Genomic DNA, 21,912 nt, shown 5'->3' with positions numbered 1-21,912 from the left:
GTTCGTGGACGTAAAGCGAAGCAGTCCACGAACAAGGCCCCGGAGGCCCGTCACCGCACCCACAACAACCCAGCCCGCCGCAGGCGCAACGGCGAACAACACCCGCGGCGGGACAGACAGGTACGTACGCGGCGCCGCAAAGCGCAGCGGACCCGCGGCGCCGCAGACAGGTACGTGCGGAGGCACCGCAAAGCGTCAAAGCACCGCGCCCGCCGACACGCGTCGTAGCGCCTCCGCCAGGTCGTGGCCCGTAGGAAGCGTGTCCGGGGTGATCAGGGACTGCACCATCAGGCCGGTGAGCAGGGCCTGGTAGAAGGGGCCGACGATGCGGGCCGCCTCCGCGTCGACCTCCGTGTCGGGGACGCCCTCGAAGAGTGCGACGAGCCCCTCGCCGCCCTCCGGCAGTACGGCCCCGATCGCCTCCCGCAGGCCCTCGTCGCGCGGCAGCAGCCCCAGCACCTCGACCTGGGCGGCGATGAACTCCGGTTCCTCGGCGATGCGTTGGAGCACCCGGTCCCAGCTCTCGGCGAACCGCTCCAGCGGATCGGCGGAGGCCCGCGTGCCCTCCGCGGCGGCCGGCGCCTCGGCCATGCCCGCGCCCCACTCCTCGCTGGAGGCGATCACCGCCTGCCGCATCAGGGCGTCCTTGGAGCCGTAGTGGTAGCCGATGGAGGCGAGGTTGGCGCCGGAGGCGGCCACGATGTCGCGGGCGGTGGTGCGCGCGTACCCCTTCTCCAGCAGGCAGCGCTTGGCGCCTTCCAGAAGATCTTCACGGTGTCCCATGACTGCAGCCTAATCGCCGGCATACGGCCGTTCCAGACGAGCGTCCTAGACGCATGTCCCAGACAGTTGTATGTGCGGTGGCGAGGTGGTCACCGGCCCCGTTCCGGCCCCGGCTCCTCGGGGCCCCTCCGCCGCCGCTCCTCCGGGAGCGGGGCCTCGGGCGTCTGCTCGGTGTGGCGCCGGGTATCGGCGTCCGCCGGGCCCTCGCGGCCGCGTTCGCCCGCTCCGGTTCCGGCCATCGGCCGGTCGAACAGCTTGTTGCGCTCGCCGCCCGCGCGGGTAGGGGGCGCGGGCTCGTCCGGCGTACGCGGCGGGGTGCCGGCCGCCGTGCCGGGACGCGACCCGGTGGGCATCGCCGCGTCCGTGCCGAGGGGGCGGATCAGCCCGTAGTGGCGGTAGAGCTCGGTCTCCTCGGACGGGTCGAGGTGGCCCTCGGCGTCGATCCGCGGGGCCTTCTTGATGGTCGCCTTGGTGTGCGGGACGTGCAGTTCGTCGCCGGTCCGGCGGGCCCCGGCGAGCGGGATGAAGGTCTCCTTCAGTCCGAACAGCCCGGTGCGCACGGTGATCCACTCGGGCTCGTTGGTGGCGTCGTCGCGGTAGACCTGCTGCACCGTGCCCATCCTCGCGCCGTCCGCATCGACCACATGGAGGCCGGTCAGCGTCCGCGGAGTGTCTCCCAGAGGTGCGTTCATGGATGTGCTCCTTCCACACGCGCCGGCGGGGGGCACGCGCAGTTCCCATTGCGCGACGCCCGCTTCCGGCTTGCGACTCGGGAGGGCCCGGGGGGTGCCGGGTCGGGCGGCCCCCAGAGCCCTGCCGGGGCTCCCCCGGCCTCACCCTCACTACGCCATTCGGGTGAATGCGGGACCGGTCCGGCCCCTCGTCCGGAGCGGTCCATCCGCCCGCGCGGTATCCGCGGGGCGTCCGTACGATGCCGGCACGCGGACGGGCCCGGTCCCCGCCGAGGCGGGAGCCGGGCCCGTTGGCCTGCGGAAACGTCCGGTCAGTGACCGAGGTTCACCGCGCGTACGGACGTCGCGCCGATCTCCTCGGAGATCTCGCTGAGCACGTTCGCCGGAATGGTGTCGTCGACGGTCAGCACGACCAGCGCCTCACCGCCGACATCGGCCCGCGAGACCTGCATGCCGCCGATGTTGATGCCCGCCTCGCCCAGGATCCGGCCGACCGTGCCGACGACGCCGGGGCGGTCGGTGTAGCGCATGAACGCCATGTGGTCGGCGAGCGTGAGGTCGATCGAGTGCTCCCCGACCGCCACGATCTTCTGGACGTTCTTGTGGCCGGCGAGCGTGCCGGAGATCGACACCTCTTCGCCGCCGGCGAGCGTGCCGCGCACGGTGACCACGTTCCGGTGCTCGGGCGACTCGCTGCTGGTCGTCAGCCGCACCTCGACGCCGCGCTCCTGCGCGAACAGCGGGGCGTTGACGTAGGACACCGTCTCGTCCACCACGTCCTCGAACACGCCCTTGAGCGCGGAGAGTTCGAGCACCTTGACGTCGTGCTGGGTGATCTCGCCGTAGACCTCGACGTCGAGCCGCATCGCGACCTCGCCGGCCAGCGCGGTGAAGATCCGGCCGAGTCGCTCGGCCAGCGGCAGTCCGGGCTTGACGTCCTCGGCGATCACGCCGCCCTGGACGTTGACCGCGTCCGGCACCAGCTCGCCGGCCAGCGCCAGCCGCACCGACTTGGCGACCGCGATACCGGCCTTCTCCTGCGCCTCACCCGTCGAGGCGCCCAGGTGCGGGGTGCACACGACCTGGTCGAACTCGAACAGCGGGGAGTCGGTGCAGGGCTCGACGGCGTAGACGTCCAGGCCGGCGCCGGCCACCCGGCCCTCCTTCAGCGCGCTGGCCAGCGCCGCCTCGTCGACGATCCCGCCACGCGCGGCGTTGACGATCCGGACCGACGGCTTGACCTTGTGCAGCGCCTCGTCGCCGATCAGACCGATGGTCTCCGGCGTCTTGGGGAGGTGGACGGTGATGAAGTCGGCGACCTCCAGCAGCTCGTCCAGGGTCAGCAGCTTGACGCCCATCTGCGCGGCGCGGGCCGGCTGGACGTACGGGTCGTAGGCGACGACCTTCATGCCGAACGCGGACATCCGCTGGGCGACCAGGACGCCGATCCGGCCGAGGCCGACCACGCCGAGGGTCTTCTCGCTGAGCTCGACGCCGGTGTACTTGCTGCGCTTCCACTCGCCGTTCTTCAGCGCGGTGTTGGCCTGCGGGATGTTCCGCGCGGTGGCGACCAGCAGACCGCAGGCCAGCTCGGCGGCGGTGACGATGTTGGAGGTGGGGGCGTTGACGACCATCACGCCGGCCTTGGTGGCGGCGGAGACGTCGACGTTGTCCAGGCCCACGCCGGCGCGGGCGACGACCTTCAGCTTCTTGGCGGCGGCGATCGCGTCGGCGTCGACCTTCGTGGCGCTGCGCACCAGGATGGCGTCGACGTCGACGATGGCGGGGAGCAGCTCGGCGCGGTCCGCGCCGTTGCAGTGCCGGATCTCGAAGTCCGGGCCGAGGGCGTCGACGGTGGCGGGCGACAGTTCCTCGGCGATCAGTACGACAGGTTTCGAGCTCACGTGGTCTTCAGTCCTCACTAGTCCTTCGCGGACGGCCGTCCCGACGGCCGAAGGCGGTGAAGGGGGAAAGCCGCGTGGAAGACGCACGACATTGTGAGCCTGAACGCGCTTGTGATGGGCAGTGTAGTGGCGGTGGGGGGCGCGTCCTGTGCCGTTGCGGAAGGATCACCCGTGCGTGGTTCTACGCGGTGGACAAGGCGCCGCGGCGGTGCGCGGCGGTCATACGGACGAGGGGGCCGCGAGTTTTCGCGACCCCCTGTCCACCGGGCTCACGCCTGGTCGTCGACCCAGCTCATCAGCTTCCGCAGCTTCTTGCCGGTGGTCTCCAGCAGGTGGTCCTCGTCGGCCTTCTTGTACTCGTTGTACTTCGGCAGACCGGCGTTGTACTCCGCCATCCAGTTGTTGGCGAAGGTGCCGTCCTGGATCTCGGTGAGGACCTTCTTCATCTCGGCCTTGGTGGCGTCGGTGATGACCCGCGGGCCGGTGACGTAGTCGCCCCACTCGGCGGTCTCGGAGACCGACCAGCGCATCTTCTCCAGGCCGCCCTCGTACATGAGGTCCACGATGAGCTTCAGCTCGTGCAGGCACTCGAAGTACGCGATCTCGGGCTGGTAGCCCGCCTCGACCAGGGTCTCGAAGCCGGCCTTGACCAGCGCCGAGGCGCCACCGCAGAGCACCGCCTGCTCACCGAACAGGTCGGTCTCGGTCTCCTCGGTGAAGGTGGTCTTGATGACGCCGGCGCGGGTGCCGCCGATGGCCTTGGCGTACGAGAGCGCCAGCGCGAAGGCGTTGCCGGAGGCGTCCTGCTCGACGGCGGCGATCGCCGGGACGCCGCGGCCCTCCTCGTACTGGCGGCGCACGAGGTGGCCCGGGCCCTTGGGGGCGACCAGGGCGACGTCCACGCCGGCCGGGACCTTGATGAAGCCGAACCGGATGTTGAAGCCGTGGGCGAAGAACAGCGCGTCGCCGTCCTTCAGGTTGTCCTTGATGGACTCCTCGTAGACCTTGGCCTGGATCGGGTCCGGGATGAGGATCATGATGACGTCGGCCTCGGCGGCGGCCTCGGCCGGGGTGACCACGCGCAGGCCCTGCTCCTCGGCCTTGGCCTTGGACTTGGAGCCCTCGTGCAGACCGACGCGCACGTCGACGCCCGAGTCGCGCAGGGACAGCGCGTGGGCGTGGCCCTGGCTTCCGTAGCCGATCACCGCGACCTTGCGGTTCTGGATGATGGACAGGTCGGCGTCGTCGTCGTAGAACAGCTCGGCCACTTCGGGTTTCTCCTTGGATCTAGCGGGTGCCCACACAGTACGTCGGGCGGGGTCGGGAAGGGCGGGGGGTCTCGCCATACGGTCCGGTCGTCGCGGGCGGTCGTCCGCGGTCCGGCCGGTGGCGGGACGTCAGGCCGTACGGTCCAGCGCGCGCAGCGAGCGGTCCGTGATGGAACGGGCGCCACGGCCTATGGCGATCGTGCCGGACTGCACCAGTTCCTTGATGCCGAACGGCTCCAGCATCTTCAGCATCGCCTCCAGTTTTTCACTGGATCCGGTGGCCTCGATGGTGACCGCCTCGGGCGAGACGTCCACGGTCTTGGCGCGGAAGAGCTGGACGATCTCGACGATCTGCGAGCGGGTCTCGTTGTCCGCGCGGACCTTCACCAGGACCAGTTCGCGCTGGATCGCGGAGCCGGGCTCCAGCTCGACGATCTTCAGGACGTTGACGAGCTTGTTGAGCTGCTTGGTGACCTGCTCCAGCGGCAGCGACTCGACGCTGACCACGATGGTGATGCGGGAGATGTCGGGGTGCTCGGTGACCCCGACGGCGAGCGAGTCGATGTTGAAGCCGCGGCGGGAGAACAGCGCGGCGATCCGGGCGAGGATGCCGGGGGTGTTCTCCACCAGGACGGAGAGCGTGTGCTTGGACATGGTCTTCTCTCTTTCGCTCTTCGTCGTCTCAGTCGTCTTCGTTGTCGCCGAAGTCGGGACGCACGCCCCGGGCGGCCATGACCTCGTCGTTGGAGGTGCCGGCGGCGACCATCGGCCACACCTGGGCGTCCTCGTGGACGATGAAGTCGATCACGACCGGGCGGTCGTTGATGGCATTGGCCTCTTCGATGACCTTGTCGAGGTCGGCCGGGTCCTCGCAGCGCAGCGCGACGCAGCCCATGGCCTCGGAGAGCTTGACGAAGTCCGGGATGCGGGTGCCGCGCGAGGGCCCCGCGGCCGGGCCGCCGGCCGGGGCGGCGCCGGCCGCCTCGGGGCCGCTGTGCAGCACGGTGTTGGAGTAGCGCTGGTTGTAGAAGAGGGTCTGCCACTGGCGGACCATGCCCAGCGCGCCGTTGTTGATGATCGCGACCTTGATCGGGATGTTGTTCAGCGCGCAGGTGACCAGTTCCTGGTTGGTCATCTGGAAGCAGCCGTCACCGTCGATCGCCCAGACCGTGCGGTCCGGCTGGCCGGCCTTGGCGCCCATCGCGGCGGGCACGGCGTAGCCCATGGTCCCGGCGCCGCCGGAGTTGAGCCAGGTCGCGGGCTGCTCGTAGTCGATGAAGTGGGCGGCCCACATCTGGTGCTGGCCGACGCCGGCGGCGTAGATGGTGTCGGCGGGGGCGAGCTTGCCGATCCGCTCGATGACCTGCTGGGGGGAGAGGCTGCCGTCCTCCGGCAGGTCGTAGCCCAGCGGGTAGGTCTCCCGCCAGCGGTTGAGGTCCTTCCACCAGGCGCTGTAGTCGCCCTTGTGGCCGGCGTCGTGCTCGGCCTGGACGGCCACGATCAGGTCGGCGATGACCTCGCGGGCGTCACCGACGATCGGCACGTCGGCGGCGCGGTTCTTGCCGATCTCCGCCGGGTCGATGTCGGCGTGCACGACCTTGGCGTACGGCGCGAAGGAGTCCAGCTTGCCGGTGACCCGGTCGTCGAAGCGGGCGCCGAGGGTGATCAGCAGGTCGGCCTTCTGCAGCGCGGTGACCGCGGTGACCGAGCCGTGCATGCCGGGCATGCCGACGTGCTGCGGGTGGCTGTCGGGGAAGGCGCCCAGCGCCATCAGGGTGGTGGTGACCGGGGCGCCGGTCAGCTCGGCGAGCACCTTGAGCTCGGCGGTGGCACCGGCCTTGAGGACGCCGCCGCCGACGTAGAGGACCGGGCGCTTGGCCTCGGTGACCAGCCGGGCGGCCTCGCGGATCTGCTTGGCGTGCGGCTTGGTCACCGGGCGGTAGCCGGGCAGGTCGGTGTGCGGCGGCCAGCTGAACGTGGTCTGCGCCTGCAGGGCGTCCTTGGCGATGTCGACCAGGACCGGGCCGGGACGGCCGGTGGAGGCGATGTGGAACGCCTCGGCGATCGTCTTGGGGATCTCGGCCGGGTCGGTGACCAGGAAGTTGTGCTTGGTGATCGGCATCGTGATGCCGCAGATGTCCGCCTCCTGGAAGGCGTCCGTGCCGATCGCCTTCGACGCCACCTGACCGGTGATCGCGACCAGCGGGACGGAGTCCATGTGGGCGTCCGCGATCGGGGTGACGAGGTTGGTGGCACCCGGGCCCGAGGTGGCCATGCAGACCCCGACCTTGCCGGTGGCCTGCGCGTATCCCGTCGCGGCGTGTCCGGCGCCCTGCTCGTGGCGGACCAGGATGTGCCGGACCTTCGAGGAGTCCATCATCGGGTCGTAGGCCGGCAGGATCGCACCGCCGGGAATGCCGAACACGGTGTCGGCCCCGACCTCCTCCAGCGCACGGATGAGGGACTGCGCACCCGTGACGTGCTCGACGGGGGTGGACTGCTGCGGTCCGCCGGTGTTACGGGCCCGCGGCTGCGGATGGTGGGCCCCGGAGGCCTGCTCGGTCATCTGCGTCTCTTCTCGAAGCTGAGGGTTTTGACGGGATTTGTGAGGTTGCTGTGCAACAAAAAACCCCTCGTGCCGGGTGGCAAGCGAGGGGAGCGCGTCGGTGCGGTCTGCTGGGTGGCGTAAAGGCCCCAGCTTCAGCCGACGCGCTGTCCAAGTACGAGAATTCGGGTGCGCATGGCACTGACCCTCCCCCTCTCGCGCACCGAGTGTCAAGTGGGTGGGACGGAGGTCTCACTATTTGAGCGCAATGGGGGATGCACCATGGCTTCGGGACCGGCCAGTCCCCCACGCAGGGCGGGCAGTCCACTGCCGCTGAGCACCACCGCCCGGCCCTGTCCGGTGAGGTCCGGAACGGGGTAGCCGGTACGGGTCAGCGCCCGGCGCAGCCGGTGTTCGTCGAGCGGGCCGGAGAAGGCCAGGCCCATGCCGTGCGTGCAGCCCATGGAGCGCAGTGCGAGGACCTGTTCGGGCAGGTCGACGCCGTCCGCGACGGTCTGCATGCCCAGGTCGCCGGCGATCCGCAGCAGGCCGGCGGTGATCTTGTGCAGCCGGGAGGACTCGACCACGCCGTCGACCAGGCCGCGGTCCAGCCGCAGGACGTCGATGGGCAGCCGGCGCAGCGCGATGATCGCGGCGTACCCGCTGCCGAAGCCGTCCAGGGCGATCCGTACGCCGAGCCGGCGCAGTGCGACCAGCCGGCGCTCCAGGTCGTCCAGCGGGACCCGGGCGTCGCTTTCGGACAGTTCCAGCACGAGCTCCCGGGCGGGCAGGCCGTGCCGGGTGAGGAGCGCTTCGACGCCCTTGGGGGACAGTGCGCGGTCCAGCAGCCGGCGGGCGGAGAGCCGGACCGCGACCGGGATCTGGTGGCCGGCGCGGTGGCGCGCGGCGGCCTGCCGGACGGCCTCCTCCAGCTGCCAGCGGTCGAGCTCCGCGGCGCGGTCGCCGCCGTCGGTGTACCGGCCGCGGTCCCCGACCCGGAGGAATTCGGCGGGGGTGAACAGGATGCCCTCGGCGGAGCGCCAGCGGGCGTGCGCGGCGAGCGCGGTGACCCGGCCGGTGGCCAGGTCGACGACGGGCTGGTGCAGCAGCGCGAACTCGCCCTCGTGGAGGGCCGTGCGGAGCTTGGAGGCGAGTTCGGCGCGGTGGGCGACCTCGTCCTGCATCTGGGGGGCGTAGAGCTCGACCCGGCCCTTGCCGGCCTGCTTGGCGCGGTACATCGCGAGGTCGGCGTTGCGGAGCAGGCCGGCGGGGGTGACGCCGGGTTCGGCGAAGGCGACGCCGATGCTGGCCGCCACGCGGACGTCCCGGCCGTCGATGCGGTACGGCTCGGAGAGTTTGATGCGCAGCCGGTCGGCGATCTCGTGGATGCGGAACTCGCGGGCCGCGCGGTCGCGGGTGCCGTCACCGGTGATCAGCGCGGCGAACTCGTCGCCGCCGAGCCGGGCCGCTATGTCGCCGGAGCGGACCGAGTCGGCGAGCCGGCGGGCGGCCTGGATCAGCAGTTCGTCGCCGGCCTGGTGGCCGATGGTGTCGTTGACCTGCTTGAAGCCGTCGAGGTCGATGTAGAGCACGGCGGTGTCGTGGTCGCTGGCCCGCCGGCCGGTGACGGCCTGGGTGACGCGTTCGGTGAACAGCGCGCGGTTGGGCAGGTCGGTGAGCGCGTCGTGCGAGGCGTTGTGCTGGAGCTGGGCCTGGAGCCGGACGCGTTCGGTGACGTCGCGGGAGTTGAAGATCAGGCCGCCGTGGTGGCGGTTGACCGTGGATTCGACGTTCAGCCAGCCGTCGCCGCCGGAGCGCTGGGCGCCGGCCCGGAAGCGGCATTCGATGCGGGTGGTCGGTTCCTCCTGCGGATCGGCGGCGAGGAACCGGCGGACCTCGTGCACCACCCGGCCGAGGTCCTCGGGGTGGATCAGGGTCGCGAGCTCGGAGCCGATCAGTTCCTCCGCGTCGCGACCGTAGACGCCGGCGGCGGCCGGGCTGACGTAGCGCAGCACGCCGGACGGTGCGGCGATCATGATGACGTCGCTGGAGCCCTGCACCAGGGAGCGGAAGTGGTTCTCCTTCTGGGCGAGTTCATGGGTCAGGGTGATGTTGTCGAGCAGCATGATCCCCTGGCGGACGACCAGGGCGAGCACGACCGTGCAGCCGGTGAAGAGGACCACGCGGTCGATCCGCCGCCCGTCGAGAACGTTGGTGAGGATGCCCAGGGTGCAGACCGCGGCGGCCAGATACGGAGTGAGCGCGGCGAGCGAGCCGGCGAGCGGACGGCTGGCGTGCGGGACGCGGACGGCGGCGGGCTCGGCCGCCTCGTCCGGCTCCTCCTCCTCGGCGCGGCGGGCCACCCAGGGCGCGTACGCGAGCAGCATCGAGCCGGCGAACCATCCGGCGTCCAGGATCTGCCCGGAGCGGTAGTGCTCGCGCAGCAGCGGGGAGCTGAACAGGGCGTCGCACAGCACCGTCAGTGCCAGCGCGGCGATGGCGGTGTTGACGGCCGAGCGGTGTACCGAGGAGCGCCGGAAGTGCAGGACCAGGACCATGCTGACGAGCACGATGTCCAGCAGCGGATAGGCCAGCGAGAGGGCGCTCTGCGCCACGCTGCGGCCCTGGAAGTGGGCGGTGTGCGCGAGCGCGAGGCTCCAGGAGAGGGTGAGCAGCGAGCCGGCGATCAGCCAGGAGTCCAGGCCCAGGCAGACCCAGCCGGCCCGGCTCACCGGGCGCTTGGCGAGCACCAGCAGGCCGACGATGGCCGGCGGCGCGAACAGCAGGAAGCAGAAGTCGGCCGGTGAGGGGCTGGGCACGGTCGTGCCCAGGACGACCTCGTACCAGCCCCATACGCCGTTGCCGATGCCGGCCATCCCCGAGGAGGCGGCGAACAGCATCCAGGCCGGCCGGAACCGGCTGCGGTGCCGGCGGGCGTACAGACCGCAGGAGACGGCCGCCACCAGGGCCGCGAAGCTGAGCCCGAAGTCGCCCATGAACAGGGCGACTTCATTGGAGCCCCAGCCGAAGGCGGCACCGAGGGCGTAGCCGCCGCAGACCACGGCCAGAACGACCTGCGGCACCGGGCTCGGCGGACTGCCGGCCGGCGTCGGTGGCCTGGAGAGCATCGCCCCGGGGGCGCTCACCGCACTCTCCCGTGGTTCCGCATCGGACGGCGCCTCGCGCGGGGCGCCCGGTGGCCCTGCCGCTTCTCCGCGGGCGCTCGTGGATCCCGCATTTCGCGGATCGTCCATCGGTCGTACATCGCCCGTCGCCCCCCTCGCGTTCCGGATCTCGCATCGCGCCGCGGCTGTCCCGGCGCCGTCCCCGCTCGGACGATACACCAGTTCCGTCACTCAGGGACATAGTGTCTCTACGGAGCGTAACGGAGCACGGGGTGGTGAATACACACCGCATTCATACGGCCCCGTAGCGCGATCCGCGCCCCCGGTCAGCCGGCGGTCGCGACGACGTTCCGCAGGGGTTCGCCGGCGGCGAAAAGCGTCAACTGGTCCCGCAGCAGCCGCTTCGCACGAGGCAGGAAGGCAGAGCTGGGGCCACCGACGTGTGGAGTGATGAGCACGCCCGGAGCGTCCCACAGCGGATGCCCCGCGGGCAGCGGTTCGGGCTCGGTGACGTCGAGCGCCGCCCGCAGACGCCCGGATTCGAGCTCGGCGAGCAGCGCCTCGGTGTCGACGACGGCCCCGCGCGCGATGTTCACGAGGAGTGCGCCGTCCTTCATCCGCGCCAGGAAATCGCGTCCGACCAGGCCACGGGTCTGGTCGGTGAGCGGAGTGGCGAGGACGACGATGTCCGCGGCGGGCAGGAGGGCGGACAGGTCGGAGAGTGGATGCACGGGGCCGCGCACTGTGTCACGCGCGGTGCGTGCGACGCGCACCACCCGCGCACACTCAAAAGGGATGAGCCGGTCCTCGATGGCACTGCCGATCGAACCATAGCCCACAATGAGGACCGACTTGTCGGCGAGGGCCGGCCGGAAAGCCGGCCGCCACTCCCCCGCGTCCTGGGCCCGTACGAAGCCGGGGATATCGCGCAGCGCCGCCAGTATCAGGGTGAGCGCGAGTTCGGCGGTGCTGGCGTCGTGCAGTCCGCGGGCGTTGCACAGTTGGGCGCCGGCCGGCATCTGCGGCAGCCCGGGCAGCATGTGCTCGATACCGGCGGTGAGGGTCTGCACCACCCGCACCCGGCTCATGCGGGCCAGCGGCCGCAGGCTGACCTCCGCGCCCTTCATGTAGGGGACGGCGTAGAAGACGCATCGGGCCGGATCGGCCGGGTACTCGGGGCCGGCGTCCCAGTGGACGTAGTGGAGGCCGCCGGGCAGGCCCTCGATCTCGTCGGGCGGGATCGGGAGCCAGACGTCGTTCGGTTCGGTGCGCTGGTCTGCGGTTGCCATGGCCCGAGGCTATGCGAAGGGATGTTCTGCTCAGACGTTAGTTTGGTCCGTGCCCTTGATCGGGGGCGAGGGGACGGAGGCACAACCAGGTGGAGCGCAGGACAATCGGTGCGGCGGCTCTGGAAGTGGGCGCCGTGGGTCTCGGCTGTATGCCGATGAGCTGGGGGTACACCGAGTCGCAGCGCAACGGGGAGGGGTCCCTGCGGGCCGTGCACACCGCGCTGGACCGTGGCTGCAGTCTGCTGGACACCGCCGACATGTACGGACCGTTCACCAACGAGCTGTTGGTGGGCCGGGCTTTGAAGGAGCGCCGCCAGGACGCGTTCGTCTCGACCAAGGTCGGGCTCTTGGTGGGTGAGCAGCACATCGTCGCCAACGGGCGGCCCGGTTACGTCAAACGCGCCTGCGACGCCTCGCTGCGCCGGCTGCAGACGGACCGGATCGACCTCTACCAGCTGCACCGGGCCGACCCCGAGGTGCCCGTCGAGGAGACCTGGGGGGCGATGGCGGAACTGGTGGCGGCCGGGAAGGTGCGGTCGCTGGGGCTGTGCGCGGTGGGTGCCCGGGCGGTGCGGCAGCCCCGCGCGGTCCGTGCGGAGCGCCGGCCGCCCGGCGCCCGGCCGCGGTCCCGTACGCATGACGGCACGCTGGCCCAACTGGAGCGCATCCAGCAGGTGTTCCCGGTCAGCAGTGTGCAGGCGGAGCTGTCGGTGTGGTCGCGGCAGGCGCTGGAGGCGCTGCTGCCGTGGTGCGAGTCGCGCGGGGTGGGCTTCCTGGCGGCGATGCCGCTGGGCAACGGCTTTCTGACCGGCACGCTCACCCCGGGGCAGGGTTTCGAGCGGGAGGACCTGCGGGCCCGTCATCCGCGCTTCACGGCGGAGATGATGGCCGCGAACCAGCCGCTGGTGGCCGGGCTGCGGCGGGTCGGCGCCCGGTACGGCGCGACGCCGGGACAGGTGGCGCTGGCGTGGGTGCTGGCCCAGGGGCGGCATGTCGTCCCGGTGCCCGGTACGAAGAAGGAGCGCTGGGCCGCGCAGAACGCCAAGGCGGCCGATCTGGTGCTCAGCCACGAGGACCTCGCGGAGATCGCCGCACTGCCGCCGGCCCGGCAGTCCTGGTAGCGCCGGCCGGCCCGGTCACCGGCATCCGCGCCAGGTCGCGCGTCCGGCGGCCCGATGTGGTGTTCTTGTGCTCGCCCGGACGACGAGAGGACCCCTGCCGTGCAACGCCGTTCCCAGACCGCCGTGTTGGCCGCCGCTTCGCTGCTCCTGGCAGCGGGCTGTTCGAACGGTGGCGCACAGCCCCCCGGCGGGGGTGCCTCCGCCAGGGCGAAGAGTCCCGGTGCCTCGGCCGGTGCCACCTCGCCGGGCGCCACCCCGTCCCCCGCCGCGCCGCCCGCCAAGGGCTCGGTGAAGGTGACGAAGACGCTGACCACCGGGCTCACGTCGCCCTGGGGCGTGGCGGTGCTGCCGGGCGGGGACCTGCTCGTCGGCTCGCGGGACACCGGCAAGATCGTCCGGGTCTCGGCGGACAGCGGGAAGACCACCGAGCTGGGCTCGGTGCCGGGCGTGGCCCCGGGCGGCGAGGGCGGGCTGCTCGGCCTCGCGGTCTCCTCGGACTTCGGCACCGACCGCCAGGTGTACGCGTACTTCACCACCGCGTCCGACAACCGCATCGCCCGCATGATCTACGACGACAAGCGCCCGCCGGGCGACCAGCTGGGCGCGCCCGACACGATCCTCCGGGGCATCCCCAAGGGCGAGATCCACAACGGCGGGCGGATCGCGTTCGGCCCGGACAAGATGCTCTACGCCGGCACCGGCGAGACCGGTGACACCGGGCTGGCGCAGGACAAGAGCTCGCTGGGCGGCAAGATCCTGCGGATGACGCCGGACGGCGAACCGGCGCACGGCAACCCCTCGGCCGATTCGGTGGTGTACGACTACGGCCACCGCAATGTGCAGGGGCTGGCCTGGGACCCCGACCACCGGCTGTGGGCCTCGGAGTTCGGGCAGCACGCCTGGGACGAGCTCAATCTCATCGAGCCGGGGAAGAACTACGGCTGGCCGGAGATCGAGGGCAAGGCGAAGTCCGGCGAGGGCGGCCCGGATTACGTCGATCCGGTCGAGGTGTGGAAGACCGCGGACGCCTCGCCCAGCGGCATCGCGTACGCCGAGGGGTCGATCTGGATGGCGTCGCTGCGCGGGGAGCGGCTGTGGCGCATCCCGCTGAACGGGACGAAGCCGGCGGCCGCCCCGCAGGCATTCCTCAAGGACACCTACGGGCGGCTGCGGACGGTCGTGACGGCCGGTGACGGCACGTTGTGGCTGGTCACCAGCAACACCGATGGCCGCGGCAGGCCCCGTAAGGGAGATGACCGGATTCTCCGCCTCAAGGTGAGCTGATCCTTCTGGTCCCCTTTTCGTGCGCCCTGCCTAGACTCGGGTGGCAGGGGACGGGTGCGCGTCACGCCGACGAGGGGGCAGGGCACCGTGTTCAACATCGTGGAAGAGCTGTTCGCGCCGGGCCGTAAGCACACCGACGAGGAGCGGCAGCGGATGTCGCTCGTGCTGGACGACGTGGGCGACGGCGATCGCCCCTGGGAGGGGCCGATAGACCTCTCCTCGGGGACGGTGGTCGTCCGGGCGCCGCGGCAGGAGGCCGGGGACGACGCCGCCCCGGACAGCCCTTAGCGCGCCGCCGGTTCGCCGAAGAGCCGGAGGCGGTGGGCCACCGCGCCGGCCTCGCCGCGCCCGGAGACGCCCAACTTGGCCAGGATGTTGGAGACGTGGACGCTGGCCGTCTTGGGCGAGATGAACAGCGCGTCGGCTATCTGGCGGTTGCTGCGGCCGTCGGCGACCAGGCGCAGGACGTCGCGCTCGCGCGGGGTCAGGCCGAGGGATTCGGCGGGCGCGGGGTCGGCGGGTGCCCCGCTCCCGGCGCCGGCGGGCGCTTCGTCCGCCGCGGCCGGTATCAGCCCGGGCAGCGGGATGCGGGCGCGCTGGGCGAGCAGGGCGAGTTCCTCGGCGAGCGGGCGGGCGCCCATGGCCGTGGCGGCGGTGTGCGCCTGGCCGAGCAGCAGCACGGCGGCCTCGCGCGGGGTGCGGCCCTCCAGCCCGGCGGTGGCCCGCTCGGTGCCGTGCAGCAGTGACTCCGCCCAGCGGTAGCAGGCCCGGGCGAGCTCGTACGGACGCTCCAGCGGCTCGAAGGCGGCGACCACCGCCGCCCAGTGGTCGGGGGTCTCCCGGCCCTCGGCGCGGCGCAGCTCGGCCTCGACGGCGACGGCGTACGCCTCCCATATCGGGCAGGCCCGGGCGAGCTTCTTGGCGGCGTCGCGGATGCGGGCGAGGACGGCGGCCCGGCCGGGGCCGGCGGCCGGCAGTCCGCGGGCGTCCGACTCGGCGGCGGTGGCCCACCACAGCAGGGGCCAGGCGTAGCGCTGGACACCGGGCGGCAGTCCGGCGTCCAGGGTTTCCCCGAGGACGGCCCGGGCGTCCAGGATGCGGCCCTGGTGGGCGGCGATCCGCAGGGCGTGCTGCGCGAGCGGGATGGCGTGCTGCGGCTGGGGGTCGTGGGTGCCGTAGTGCTCGCGGGCGACGGACAGTTCGCGCTCGGCGGCCGCGAAGTCGCCCATGGCCAGGGCGAGGTCCGTGCGGCGGTTGGCGGCCAGGGCGATCGAGCGGGCGTTCTGGGCGAGCCGGTGGGAGTCGGCCGCGGCCTGCAGCGCCTCTTCCCAGCGGCCCAGCGACTGGAGCGATTCGGCGCGGTTGGCCATCACCCAGCAGGTCTTGTCCTTGAGGCCGTAGCGGGTGGTGAGTTCGATGCCCTGCTCGGTGACCTCGACGGCCTCCCGGGAGCGGCCGACGCCTTCCAGGAAGGACGGGAGGTTGACGTGGCCGCGGCCGATGGCGGTGAAGTAGCCGCGCTGGACGGCGCGGTCGAGGGCGGCCCGGAGGTCGGCGAGGCCCTCGTCGACCTCACCGGAGTCGGTCCGCAGCCCGGCCAGGGTCAGCCGGGAATTCAGCTCGGCCTCCTCGTCACCGACCAACTTGGCGAGTTCCACGGCGCGTTCGGCGGTGGCGAAGGTGCCCGGGCCCGGTTCGTGCAGCACCGCCCAGCTGGCCACGGCGGCCGTCACCTCGGCGTGCACGGACGACGGCGGCAGGCCGCGCATCAGCTCCTGGGCCCTGCCGAGGTCCTCCCAGCCGTTGCCGCGGCCGGTGCCCTGGCAGAGCCGGGAACGCTGCACCAGGAACCAGGCCGTGCGCAGGGGGTCGTTCTCGTCGCGGAGGGAGCGCAGGGCGCGTTTGGTGATCTGGAAGGCGCGTTCGCCGTCGCCGGTCAGCCGGGCGGCCACCGCGATCTCGGCGAGCAGGTCCAGGAAGCGCAGCGAGTCGTCGTCGCAGCCGCAGGCCGGGTACGCCTCGGCGTAGTCGACCGGGCGCACCCGCTGGCGGACCTCGACCGGGGCGTCGTCCCACAGCTCCAGGGCCCGGTCCAGCAGCCGCAGTTGCTCGGCGTAGGCATGGCGGCGACGGGCCTGCACGGAGGCGGCGAGGACGGCGGGCAGCGCCTTGGCGGCGTCATGGGCCTTGTACCAGTAGCTGGCCAGCCGGGTCGCGCAGGCGTCGGCGCGCACCAGGGAGGGGTTGGCCTCCAGGGCCTGGGCGTAGCGGCGGTTGAGGCGGGTGCGCTCGCCGGGCAGCAGGTCGTCGACGACGGCCTCGCGGACCAGGGCGTGCCGGAAGCGGTAGCCCGTGCCGTCGTCGGTGGGGACGAGGGTGTTGCTGCCGACGGCGGCCCGCAGCGCCTCGATGAGGTCGTCCTCGGACATCTGGCAGACGGCGGAGAGGAGTTCGTGTTCGACCGTGGAACCACCCTCGGCGGCCGTACGGACCACCCGCTGGGCGTCCTCGGGCAGCGCCTCGACGCGTACCAGCAGCAGATCGCGCAGCGGGTCGCTGAGGCCGTGCAGACAGCCGTCGGCGAGGCTGCGGGCGAGCTCCTCGACGAAGAACGCGTTCCCCTCGGAGCGCCGGAAGACCCGGTCGAGGGTGTCCTCCTCCGGTGCGCTGCCGTTGATGCCGGCGAGCTGGGAGCGGACCTCCTCGCGGTTGAAGCGGTCCAGCTCGACCCGCCGGACCGTACGCATCCGGTCGATCTCGGCGAGGAACGGGCGCAGCGGGTGGCGGCGGTGGATGTCGTCGGAGCGGTACGTCGCCACCAACAGGACGCCGGCGTCGTGCAGCGCCCGCAGGAGGTAGGCGAGGAGTTCACGGGTGGAGCGGTCGGCCCAGTGGAGGTCCTCGATGACGATGACGAGCGTGCGCTCCGCGCCGAGGCGCTCCAGGAGACGGGCGGTCAGCTCGAAGAGCCGCGCCCGGCCGATCTCCTCGCCGTGCGCCTCACCGGGCGCCTCGCCCAACTCGGGCAGGATGCGGGAGAGTTCGCCCTCCTGCCCGGCGACCGCCGCGGCGAGCTCCTCACCCAGGTGCCAGTTGAGGGTGCGCAGAATCGCCGAGAACGGCGCGAAGGGCAGGCCCTCCGAGCCGATCTCGATACAGCCGCCGAGCGCGACCAGCGCACCCCGCGCCCGCGCGGCCTCACCGAACTCCTCGATGAGCCGGGTCTTTCCGACCCCGGCCTCGCCCCCGATCAGCAGCGCCTGCGGCTCGCCGGACGCCGCGACGCGGGCGAGCGCGTCATCGAGCGCGGCGAGCTCCGCGGCTCGACCGACGAACACGGGACTGACGGACCTGGTCTCCACGCGCTTGAGCATCGCACAGGGGGCTGACATCGCGGCAGGGGGTGCGATCAGGTGCTGGACGGCGGGCGGGGCGGAGGGCAGCCGGACGGCGGGCGGGGCGGAGGGCAGCCGGGTGCCGGCCGGCTCCAGCAGTGGCACGGCGTACCCGCCCCGTCCGGCCGGCTCAGGCGGTCGCACGGCGTACCCGCCACCGCCGGGCCCGGCTCCGGCTGCTACTCACCCGCCCTTCGGGTTCGTCGCCGGCGGAGCGGGCGGCGGCCGCACGCGCGGCCCGGCGCCCCTCGATCGCCTCGCGCGCCAGACGCTGCCGGGCGGCCTCGCGGTGCAGCTCGTCCTGCCGGACCCGGAGCTCCAGTTCAAAGCGGTGCATCTCGTTCTCCCTTGTGGCGTGGGCCGGTTGAACCCTGGTGGTGCGGGCTCGTTGACGTGCTCAAGCCTCGTCTCCAAGGGGGCCCCGCCACATCGGGAGAGTGCCCGATCTTCGGGCGCGGGGGTGCTTAGGAAATACGGGCGGCGCCCGGGAAACGTCGTACGGGCGGTGCTCAGGGCACCGCCCGTCCCTACGCCGGACAGCGGTAAGGCCCCTGTGCCTTAGGCACCGGGGCGGGTGCCTAAGGCACAGGGGCCTTAGCGGCGCCGGACAGCCGGCCGGGCCTCAGGCGCCGGGCCGGGCGCCCTTGGGAAGGGTGGGCATGCTCGCGAACAGGTCGAGGTACATGCCCGCGGAGATCAGCAGGCCGAGCGCACCGAGGGCCAGTCCGCCCCAGGCGACCGCCCGCACCCAGGTAGCGGCGCGCGGCCGGGTCAGCACCACGGCGGCGACCAGCGCCGCCAGCACCGCGAAGACGCCATTGACGAGGGCGGTCGTGTGCCAGGGCGTTCCGTACATGGCGGAGATCTGGTCGGTGGCCTTACCGGCCTGGAGGTTGATCTGCCCCATCAGCGTCTGCCGCTCGGCCATCAGCGTGCCGAGCCAGGTGCCGGTGACGGAGGCGAGCCCCAGTCCGGCGGCGACGACCGCCCCGGCTCCGGCGGCTACGCCGGTGGTGGAGCGGGCGGCGGCGTCCCCGTCTTCTTCCGGCGTCTCTACGTCACCGGCATCGGCCTGCCCTGCGGCCTCCGGGCCCGCCGCGGCATCGGTCTCTTCCTCCGCCGCGACGGCCTGCGCCGGCACGGTCTCGTCGTCGGTTCGCTTCTCGGTGGTGGCGGTGGTGGCAGTCGTGTCGGTCATCTCGGTCGCGTCGGTCGTCCTGGTCGTACCCATGGGCGCGACCGTAGGTGCCGTGTCTGAGAGCGAGATGAGAACGGCGGCGGACGAGCAGACCGAGGGCCTCCCCTATGTCCCCACCAGCGGCCGGTCGCCGTCCCGGGGCCCGGACGGGCCCGGCATGTCGGACAGCTCGGGCATACCGCCCGCCTGCCCCTCGATCCGCCCCTCCTCCACGGGCGGTTCGATGCTGATCCGGGGCAGCCACCGCGCCAGCCAGGACGGCAGCCACCAGTTGGCGCCGCCCAGCATGTGCATCAGCGCCGGGACCAGCAGCGTCCGCAGTACGAACGCGTCCAGGGCGACCGCGGACGCCAGCCCGATCCCGAACATGGCGATCGTCCGGTCACCGCTCAGCACGAAGGCCGCGAACACCGCGATCATGATGACCGCCGCCGAGTTGATCACCCGGCTGGTCTCGGCCAGGCCGACCCGCACCGACCGGCGGTTGTCCCTGGTCAGCTGCCATTCCTCGTACATCCGCGACACCAGGAACACCTGGTAGTCCATGGACAGCCCGAAGAGCACCGACACCATGATCACCGGCAGGAACGGCTCGATCGGCCCGGCGCTGCCCAGTCCCAGCTGCTCGCTCCCCCACCCCCACTGGAAGACCGCGACCACGACCCCGAACGAGGCGGCGACGGCCGCGACGTTCATCAGTGCCGCCTTGAGCGGTACCGCCAGCGACCGGAAGGCGAGCAGCAACAGGACCGACCCGAGCGCGATCACGACGCCGATGAACAGCGGCAACTTGCCGACGATCACGGACGCGAAGTCGTCGTAACTCGCGGTGACCCCGCCGACCGCCACCCGCATCGTGCTGCCCCGCTCGGCCGCCGGCAGGACGTCGGAGCGCAGCCTGGCGACCAGGTCGGAGGTCTGCCGGGACTGCGGTGAACTGTCCGGGACGACGGTGATCACCCCGGTGCTACGGCTCCCGTCGAGTTCCGGCACGCTGACCTGCGCCACGCCGGGGGTGCCGCGCAGCTGCCGCGGCAGCTTGTCGAACGCGATCCGGTCCTTGGCGCCGTCCAGCGTGCCGACCAGCGTCAACGGCCCGTTGGCGCCCGCCCCGAAGCCTCCTCCGGACCCATCTCCAGGGCCGCCCCGCGCCATCAGGTCGTACGCCTTACGGGTCGTCGAGGTGGCCGGATTGTTGCCCTGGTCGGAGGTGCCGAGATGGAGTCCGAGGGTCGGCAGCGCGAGGGTGAGCATGACGGCGGCCGCGACGGTGCCCAGCAGTTTCGGATGCCGCTCGACGAAACCGGACCAGCGCGCGGCGACCCCGGCGGACGGTTGGGGCCGTGGCCCGTCCTCGGCGAGCCGCCGCCGCTCCCTTCGGCCCAGCGCCCGCATCCCGATCAGCCCGAGCAGTGCCGGCAACAACGTCACCGAGGCAGCGACGGTCAGCACGACGGTGAGCGAAGCGGCCAGCGCCACCCCGTTGAGGAAGCTGAGGCGCAGGGTGAACATGCCGAGCAACGCAATACACACGGTCGCCCCGGCGAACACGACCGCCCGCCCGGACACGGCCACCGCCCGCTCGGCGGCCTCTTCGACGCTGAGCCCCGCCCTCAGCCCCTTCCGATGCCTGGTCACGATGAACAACGCGTAGTCGATCCCCACCCCGAGCCCGATCAGGCTCCCGAGCATCGGCGCGAAGTCGGCGACGGTCATGGCATGGCTGAGCAGTGCGATCCCGGCCGAGGCGGTACCGACCGCGGCCACCGCGGTGACGATCGGCAGGAAGGTCGCCGCCAGCGACCCGAACGCGAGGAACAGCACGACGGCCGCCGCGCCCATTCCTATGAGCTCCGGCAACTGCGCCCGCGGCGCCTCGGTCACCGCGATCCCGGCCCCACCCAACTCAACCTGCAGCCCGTGCACACCAGCGGACCGCGCGACCTCAACGACCTTCCGGACCTGCCCGGCATCCAGCTCATCGGCGGGGTGCTCGAACAGGAGCGAGGCATAAGCGGTCCGCCCGTCCTGACTGATCTGCCGCGCCCCCTGGGGTTGCGCTCCCCGGTCGTGCTTCCCATACGGACTGCGCACCTCGGCAACCCCGGGCAGCCCGTCGACCCTCTCCAGGGTTTGCCGCATGGTCTTCTCCACCGCGCCGGCCCGCACGCTGCCGTGATCGGTGTGCCACACGATGGTGTCGCGGTCCCCGGTCTCCCCCGGGAACGCCTTCTCCATCAGCGCAGTCGCCCGCCCGGACTCGGTCCCCGGCACCTCGTAATCAGTGGAGTACGCGGACCCGCTCACCCCCGCGGCCACCCCCACGCCCACGAACACGGCAAGCCAAAGAACGATCACCACGATGCGGCGCCTGAGACACCACCGAGCCAGAGCGGTCACGAAGTCGATCGCTTCCCGGGTTGTGCGTCGAAAACTCCCGGGTACGGGCGGTGCCGAGCGCTATGAACGGGGACGTAGGCCCCCCACGCGCCTGTTTGGCACGCCAGCGAGACCCATCAGAGCAGAGTGACACCCAGAAAAGATCGTTTGAGGGCTTTTGTGGGATTCCCCACAAAATTTGGGAGAGAGCGCTGCTCCGAGACCCCGATCACCTCGGAGACTCCGGGACCGCGGATAACATCCCACCGGCCTTAGGCGGCACTGACGAAAGGACGCCTCACTACCCCCTCTTCTAATTATAAGAGCTCCACCCCTGACCGAGCATAGACCCCATAAGGAACAGCCACTGCGCAATCGCTGATGAAAATCCCCTTTATGGGGAATTTGCTAATTATCACCTTTCGTAATATCGAAACCGTGCGTCAAGGCTACCTGACGCATTGGAATATTAATACCAGAGACCTTAACGCTCAGCGAGTCACCGATCTCCACGGCACCTGGCCCTCGCATTTCCGAACAAGGCAGTAGCCCCACGATTTCGCCCAGCTTGACGAAGATACCAATGGGGGCAACCTTGATCACCGTTCCGGATACTGTCGACCCGAACTGCAGTCGCGCGAATTCAAGCAGCGGATCCTGCTGCAAGTCCTTTATTGAAACTGACACCTGCTCACGCTCAGTGTCGATGCTCAATACGACAACAACGATCTCTTGCCCCACACGCACTACTTGCGACGGATGATCGACTGACACCCAAGAGAGGTTAGGCGCGGTAACGACCCCTGTGACGCCATCCAGATCCACAAAGGCACCAAAATCCGTTACCGCACGCACGGTTCCCTTGCACACTTGCCCCACATGAAATGGATTCAGCAGCGAACCTCGGGAGTCCTCAAACTCTCGCATAC

Annotated in this window: 16 protein-coding genes; 3 read left to right on the top strand and 13 right to left on the bottom strand. The window is 71.4% G+C overall.

What is annotated here, in order from left to right:
* Positions 1-195: 195 nt before the first annotated feature.
* From ACFV1J_RS23285 to ACFV1J_RS23250, 8 genes are all read right to left on the bottom strand, one after another.
* Positions 196-783, bottom strand: coding sequence for a TetR/AcrR family transcriptional regulator (locus ACFV1J_RS23285; RefSeq protein ID WP_385860868.1), 588 nt, complete (start codon positions 781-783; stop codon positions 196-198).
* Between the two features lie 89 nt (positions 784-872).
* Positions 873-1,475 (bottom strand): PRC-barrel domain-containing protein, encoded by a 603-nt coding sequence (locus ACFV1J_RS23280; RefSeq protein WP_385860866.1) that lies wholly within the window; start codon positions 1,473-1,475, stop codon positions 873-875.
* A gap of 311 nt (positions 1,476-1,786) precedes the next feature.
* Positions 1,787-3,379, bottom strand: coding sequence for a phosphoglycerate dehydrogenase (serA, locus tag ACFV1J_RS23275; RefSeq protein ID WP_385860864.1), 1,593 nt, complete (start codon positions 3,377-3,379; stop codon positions 1,787-1,789).
* Positions 3,380-3,648: 269 nt separating this feature from the next.
* Positions 3,649-4,647 carry a ketol-acid reductoisomerase gene (gene ilvC / locus ACFV1J_RS23270; protein ID WP_385860862.1) on the bottom strand — a complete coding sequence of 333 codons (999 nt, stop codon included), beginning with the start codon at positions 4,645-4,647 and terminating at the stop codon, positions 3,649-3,651.
* A gap of 129 nt (positions 4,648-4,776) precedes the next feature.
* Positions 4,777-5,301: an acetolactate synthase small subunit gene (gene ilvN / locus ACFV1J_RS23265; RefSeq protein ID WP_360949218.1), complete on the bottom strand. Its 525-nt coding sequence runs from the start codon at positions 5,299-5,301 to the stop codon at positions 4,777-4,779.
* Positions 5,302-5,329: 28 nt separating this feature from the next.
* Complete coding sequence (locus tag ACFV1J_RS23260) at positions 5,330-7,213, bottom strand: acetolactate synthase large subunit (RefSeq protein ID WP_385860859.1); 1,884 nt, start codon at positions 7,211-7,213, stop codon at positions 5,330-5,332.
* 209 nt (positions 7,214-7,422) lie between these two features.
* Positions 7,423-10,338 (bottom strand): putative bifunctional diguanylate cyclase/phosphodiesterase, encoded by a 2,916-nt coding sequence (locus tag ACFV1J_RS23255; protein WP_385860857.1) that lies wholly within the window; start codon positions 10,336-10,338, stop codon positions 7,423-7,425.
* A gap of 305 nt (positions 10,339-10,643) precedes the next feature.
* Positions 10,644-11,606 carry a 2-hydroxyacid dehydrogenase gene (locus tag ACFV1J_RS23250; RefSeq protein ID WP_385860855.1) on the bottom strand — a complete coding sequence of 321 codons (963 nt, stop codon included), beginning with the start codon at positions 11,604-11,606 and terminating at the stop codon, positions 10,644-10,646.
* Positions 11,607-11,695: 89 nt separating this feature from the next.
* Here ACFV1J_RS23250 and ACFV1J_RS23245 point away from each other — a divergent pair, with 89 nt between their 5' ends.
* The 3 genes from ACFV1J_RS23245 (at position 11,696) to ACFV1J_RS23235 (ending at position 14,299) form a co-directional block, all read left to right on the top strand.
* Entirely contained in the window at positions 11,696-12,727 is a 1,032-nt protein-coding gene (locus ACFV1J_RS23245) for an aldo/keto reductase (protein WP_385860854.1), read from the top strand.
* A 54-nt stretch (positions 12,728-12,781) separates the two neighbouring features.
* Positions 12,782-14,011: a PQQ-dependent sugar dehydrogenase gene (locus ACFV1J_RS23240; RefSeq protein WP_385860853.1), complete on the top strand. Its 1,230-nt coding sequence runs from the start codon at positions 12,782-12,784 to the stop codon at positions 14,009-14,011.
* A gap of 87 nt (positions 14,012-14,098) precedes the next feature.
* A complete protein-coding gene (locus ACFV1J_RS23235; protein WP_385860852.1) occupies positions 14,099-14,299 on the top strand; it encodes a DUF6191 domain-containing protein in 201 nt (66 codons plus the stop codon).
* On the opposite strand, the gene ACFV1J_RS23230 is transcribed toward ACFV1J_RS23235, so the two are convergent.
* From ACFV1J_RS23230 to ACFV1J_RS23210, 5 genes are all read right to left on the bottom strand, one after another.
* A complete protein-coding gene (locus tag ACFV1J_RS23230; protein ID WP_385860874.1) occupies positions 14,296-17,385 on the bottom strand; it encodes an AAA family ATPase in 3,090 nt (1,029 codons plus the stop codon). The two genes, ACFV1J_RS23235 and ACFV1J_RS23230, sit on opposite strands and share 4 nt — an antisense overlap.
* A gap of 151 nt (positions 17,386-17,536) precedes the next feature.
* Positions 17,537-17,743: a hypothetical protein gene (locus tag ACFV1J_RS23225; protein WP_385860850.1), complete on the bottom strand. Its 207-nt coding sequence runs from the start codon at positions 17,741-17,743 to the stop codon at positions 17,537-17,539.
* A gap of 285 nt (positions 17,744-18,028) precedes the next feature.
* Positions 18,029-18,637, bottom strand: coding sequence for a hypothetical protein (locus tag ACFV1J_RS23220; RefSeq protein WP_385860848.1), 609 nt, complete (start codon positions 18,635-18,637; stop codon positions 18,029-18,031).
* A 72-nt stretch (positions 18,638-18,709) separates the two neighbouring features.
* A complete protein-coding gene (locus tag ACFV1J_RS23215) occupies positions 18,710-21,004 on the bottom strand; it encodes an MMPL family transporter (RefSeq protein ID WP_385860846.1) in 2,295 nt (764 codons plus the stop codon).
* Positions 21,005-21,391: 387 nt separating this feature from the next.
* A complete protein-coding gene (locus tag ACFV1J_RS23210) occupies positions 21,392-21,910 on the bottom strand; it encodes a S1 RNA-binding domain-containing protein (protein WP_385860844.1) in 519 nt (172 codons plus the stop codon).
* Positions 21,911-21,912 lie beyond the last annotated feature (2 nt).

It is taken from the genome of Streptomyces sp. NPDC059649, from assembly GCF_042734445.1.
In the GTDB taxonomy this organism is placed as follows: domain Bacteria; phylum Actinomycetota; class Actinomycetes; order Streptomycetales; family Streptomycetaceae; genus Streptomyces.
This window is presented reverse-complemented; position numbering and strand designations above follow the sequence as displayed.

Bases quoted from the DNA above. Each gene is read 5' to 3' on its own strand.
- ACFV1J_RS23285 (WP_385860868.1), bottom strand. From the start codon at position 783: ATGGGACACCGTGAAGATCTTCTGGAAGGCGCCAAGCGCTGCCTGCTG.
- ACFV1J_RS23280 (WP_385860866.1), bottom strand. From the start codon at position 1,475: ATGAACGCACCTCTGGGAGACACTCCGCGGACGCTGACCGGCCTCCAT.
- ilvN (WP_360949218.1), bottom strand. From the start codon at position 5,301: ATGTCCAAGCACACGCTCTCCGTCCTGGTGGAGAACACCCCCGGCATC.
- ACFV1J_RS23260 (WP_385860859.1), bottom strand. From the start codon at position 7,213: ATGACCGAGCAGGCCTCCGGGGCCCACCATCCGCAGCCGCGGGCCCGT.
- ACFV1J_RS23250 (WP_385860855.1), bottom strand. From the start codon at position 11,606: ATGGCAACCGCAGACCAGCGCACCGAACCGAACGACGTCTGGCTCCCG.
- ACFV1J_RS23240 (WP_385860853.1), top strand. From the start codon at position 12,782: ATGTGGTGTTCTTGTGCTCGCCCGGACGACGAGAGGACCCCTGCCGTG.
- ACFV1J_RS23230 (WP_385860874.1), bottom strand. From the start codon at position 17,385: ATGCTCAAGCGCGTGGAGACCAGGTCCGTCAGTCCCGTGTTCGTCGGT.
- ACFV1J_RS23225 (WP_385860850.1), bottom strand. From the start codon at position 17,743: ATGCACCGCTTTGAACTGGAGCTCCGGGTCCGGCAGGACGAGCTGCAC.
- ACFV1J_RS23220 (WP_385860848.1), bottom strand. From the start codon at position 18,637: ATGGGTACGACCAGGACGACCGACGCGACCGAGATGACCGACACGACT.
- ACFV1J_RS23210 (WP_385860844.1), bottom strand. From the start codon at position 21,910: ATGCGAGAGTTTGAGGACTCCCGAGGTTCGCTGCTGAATCCATTTCAT.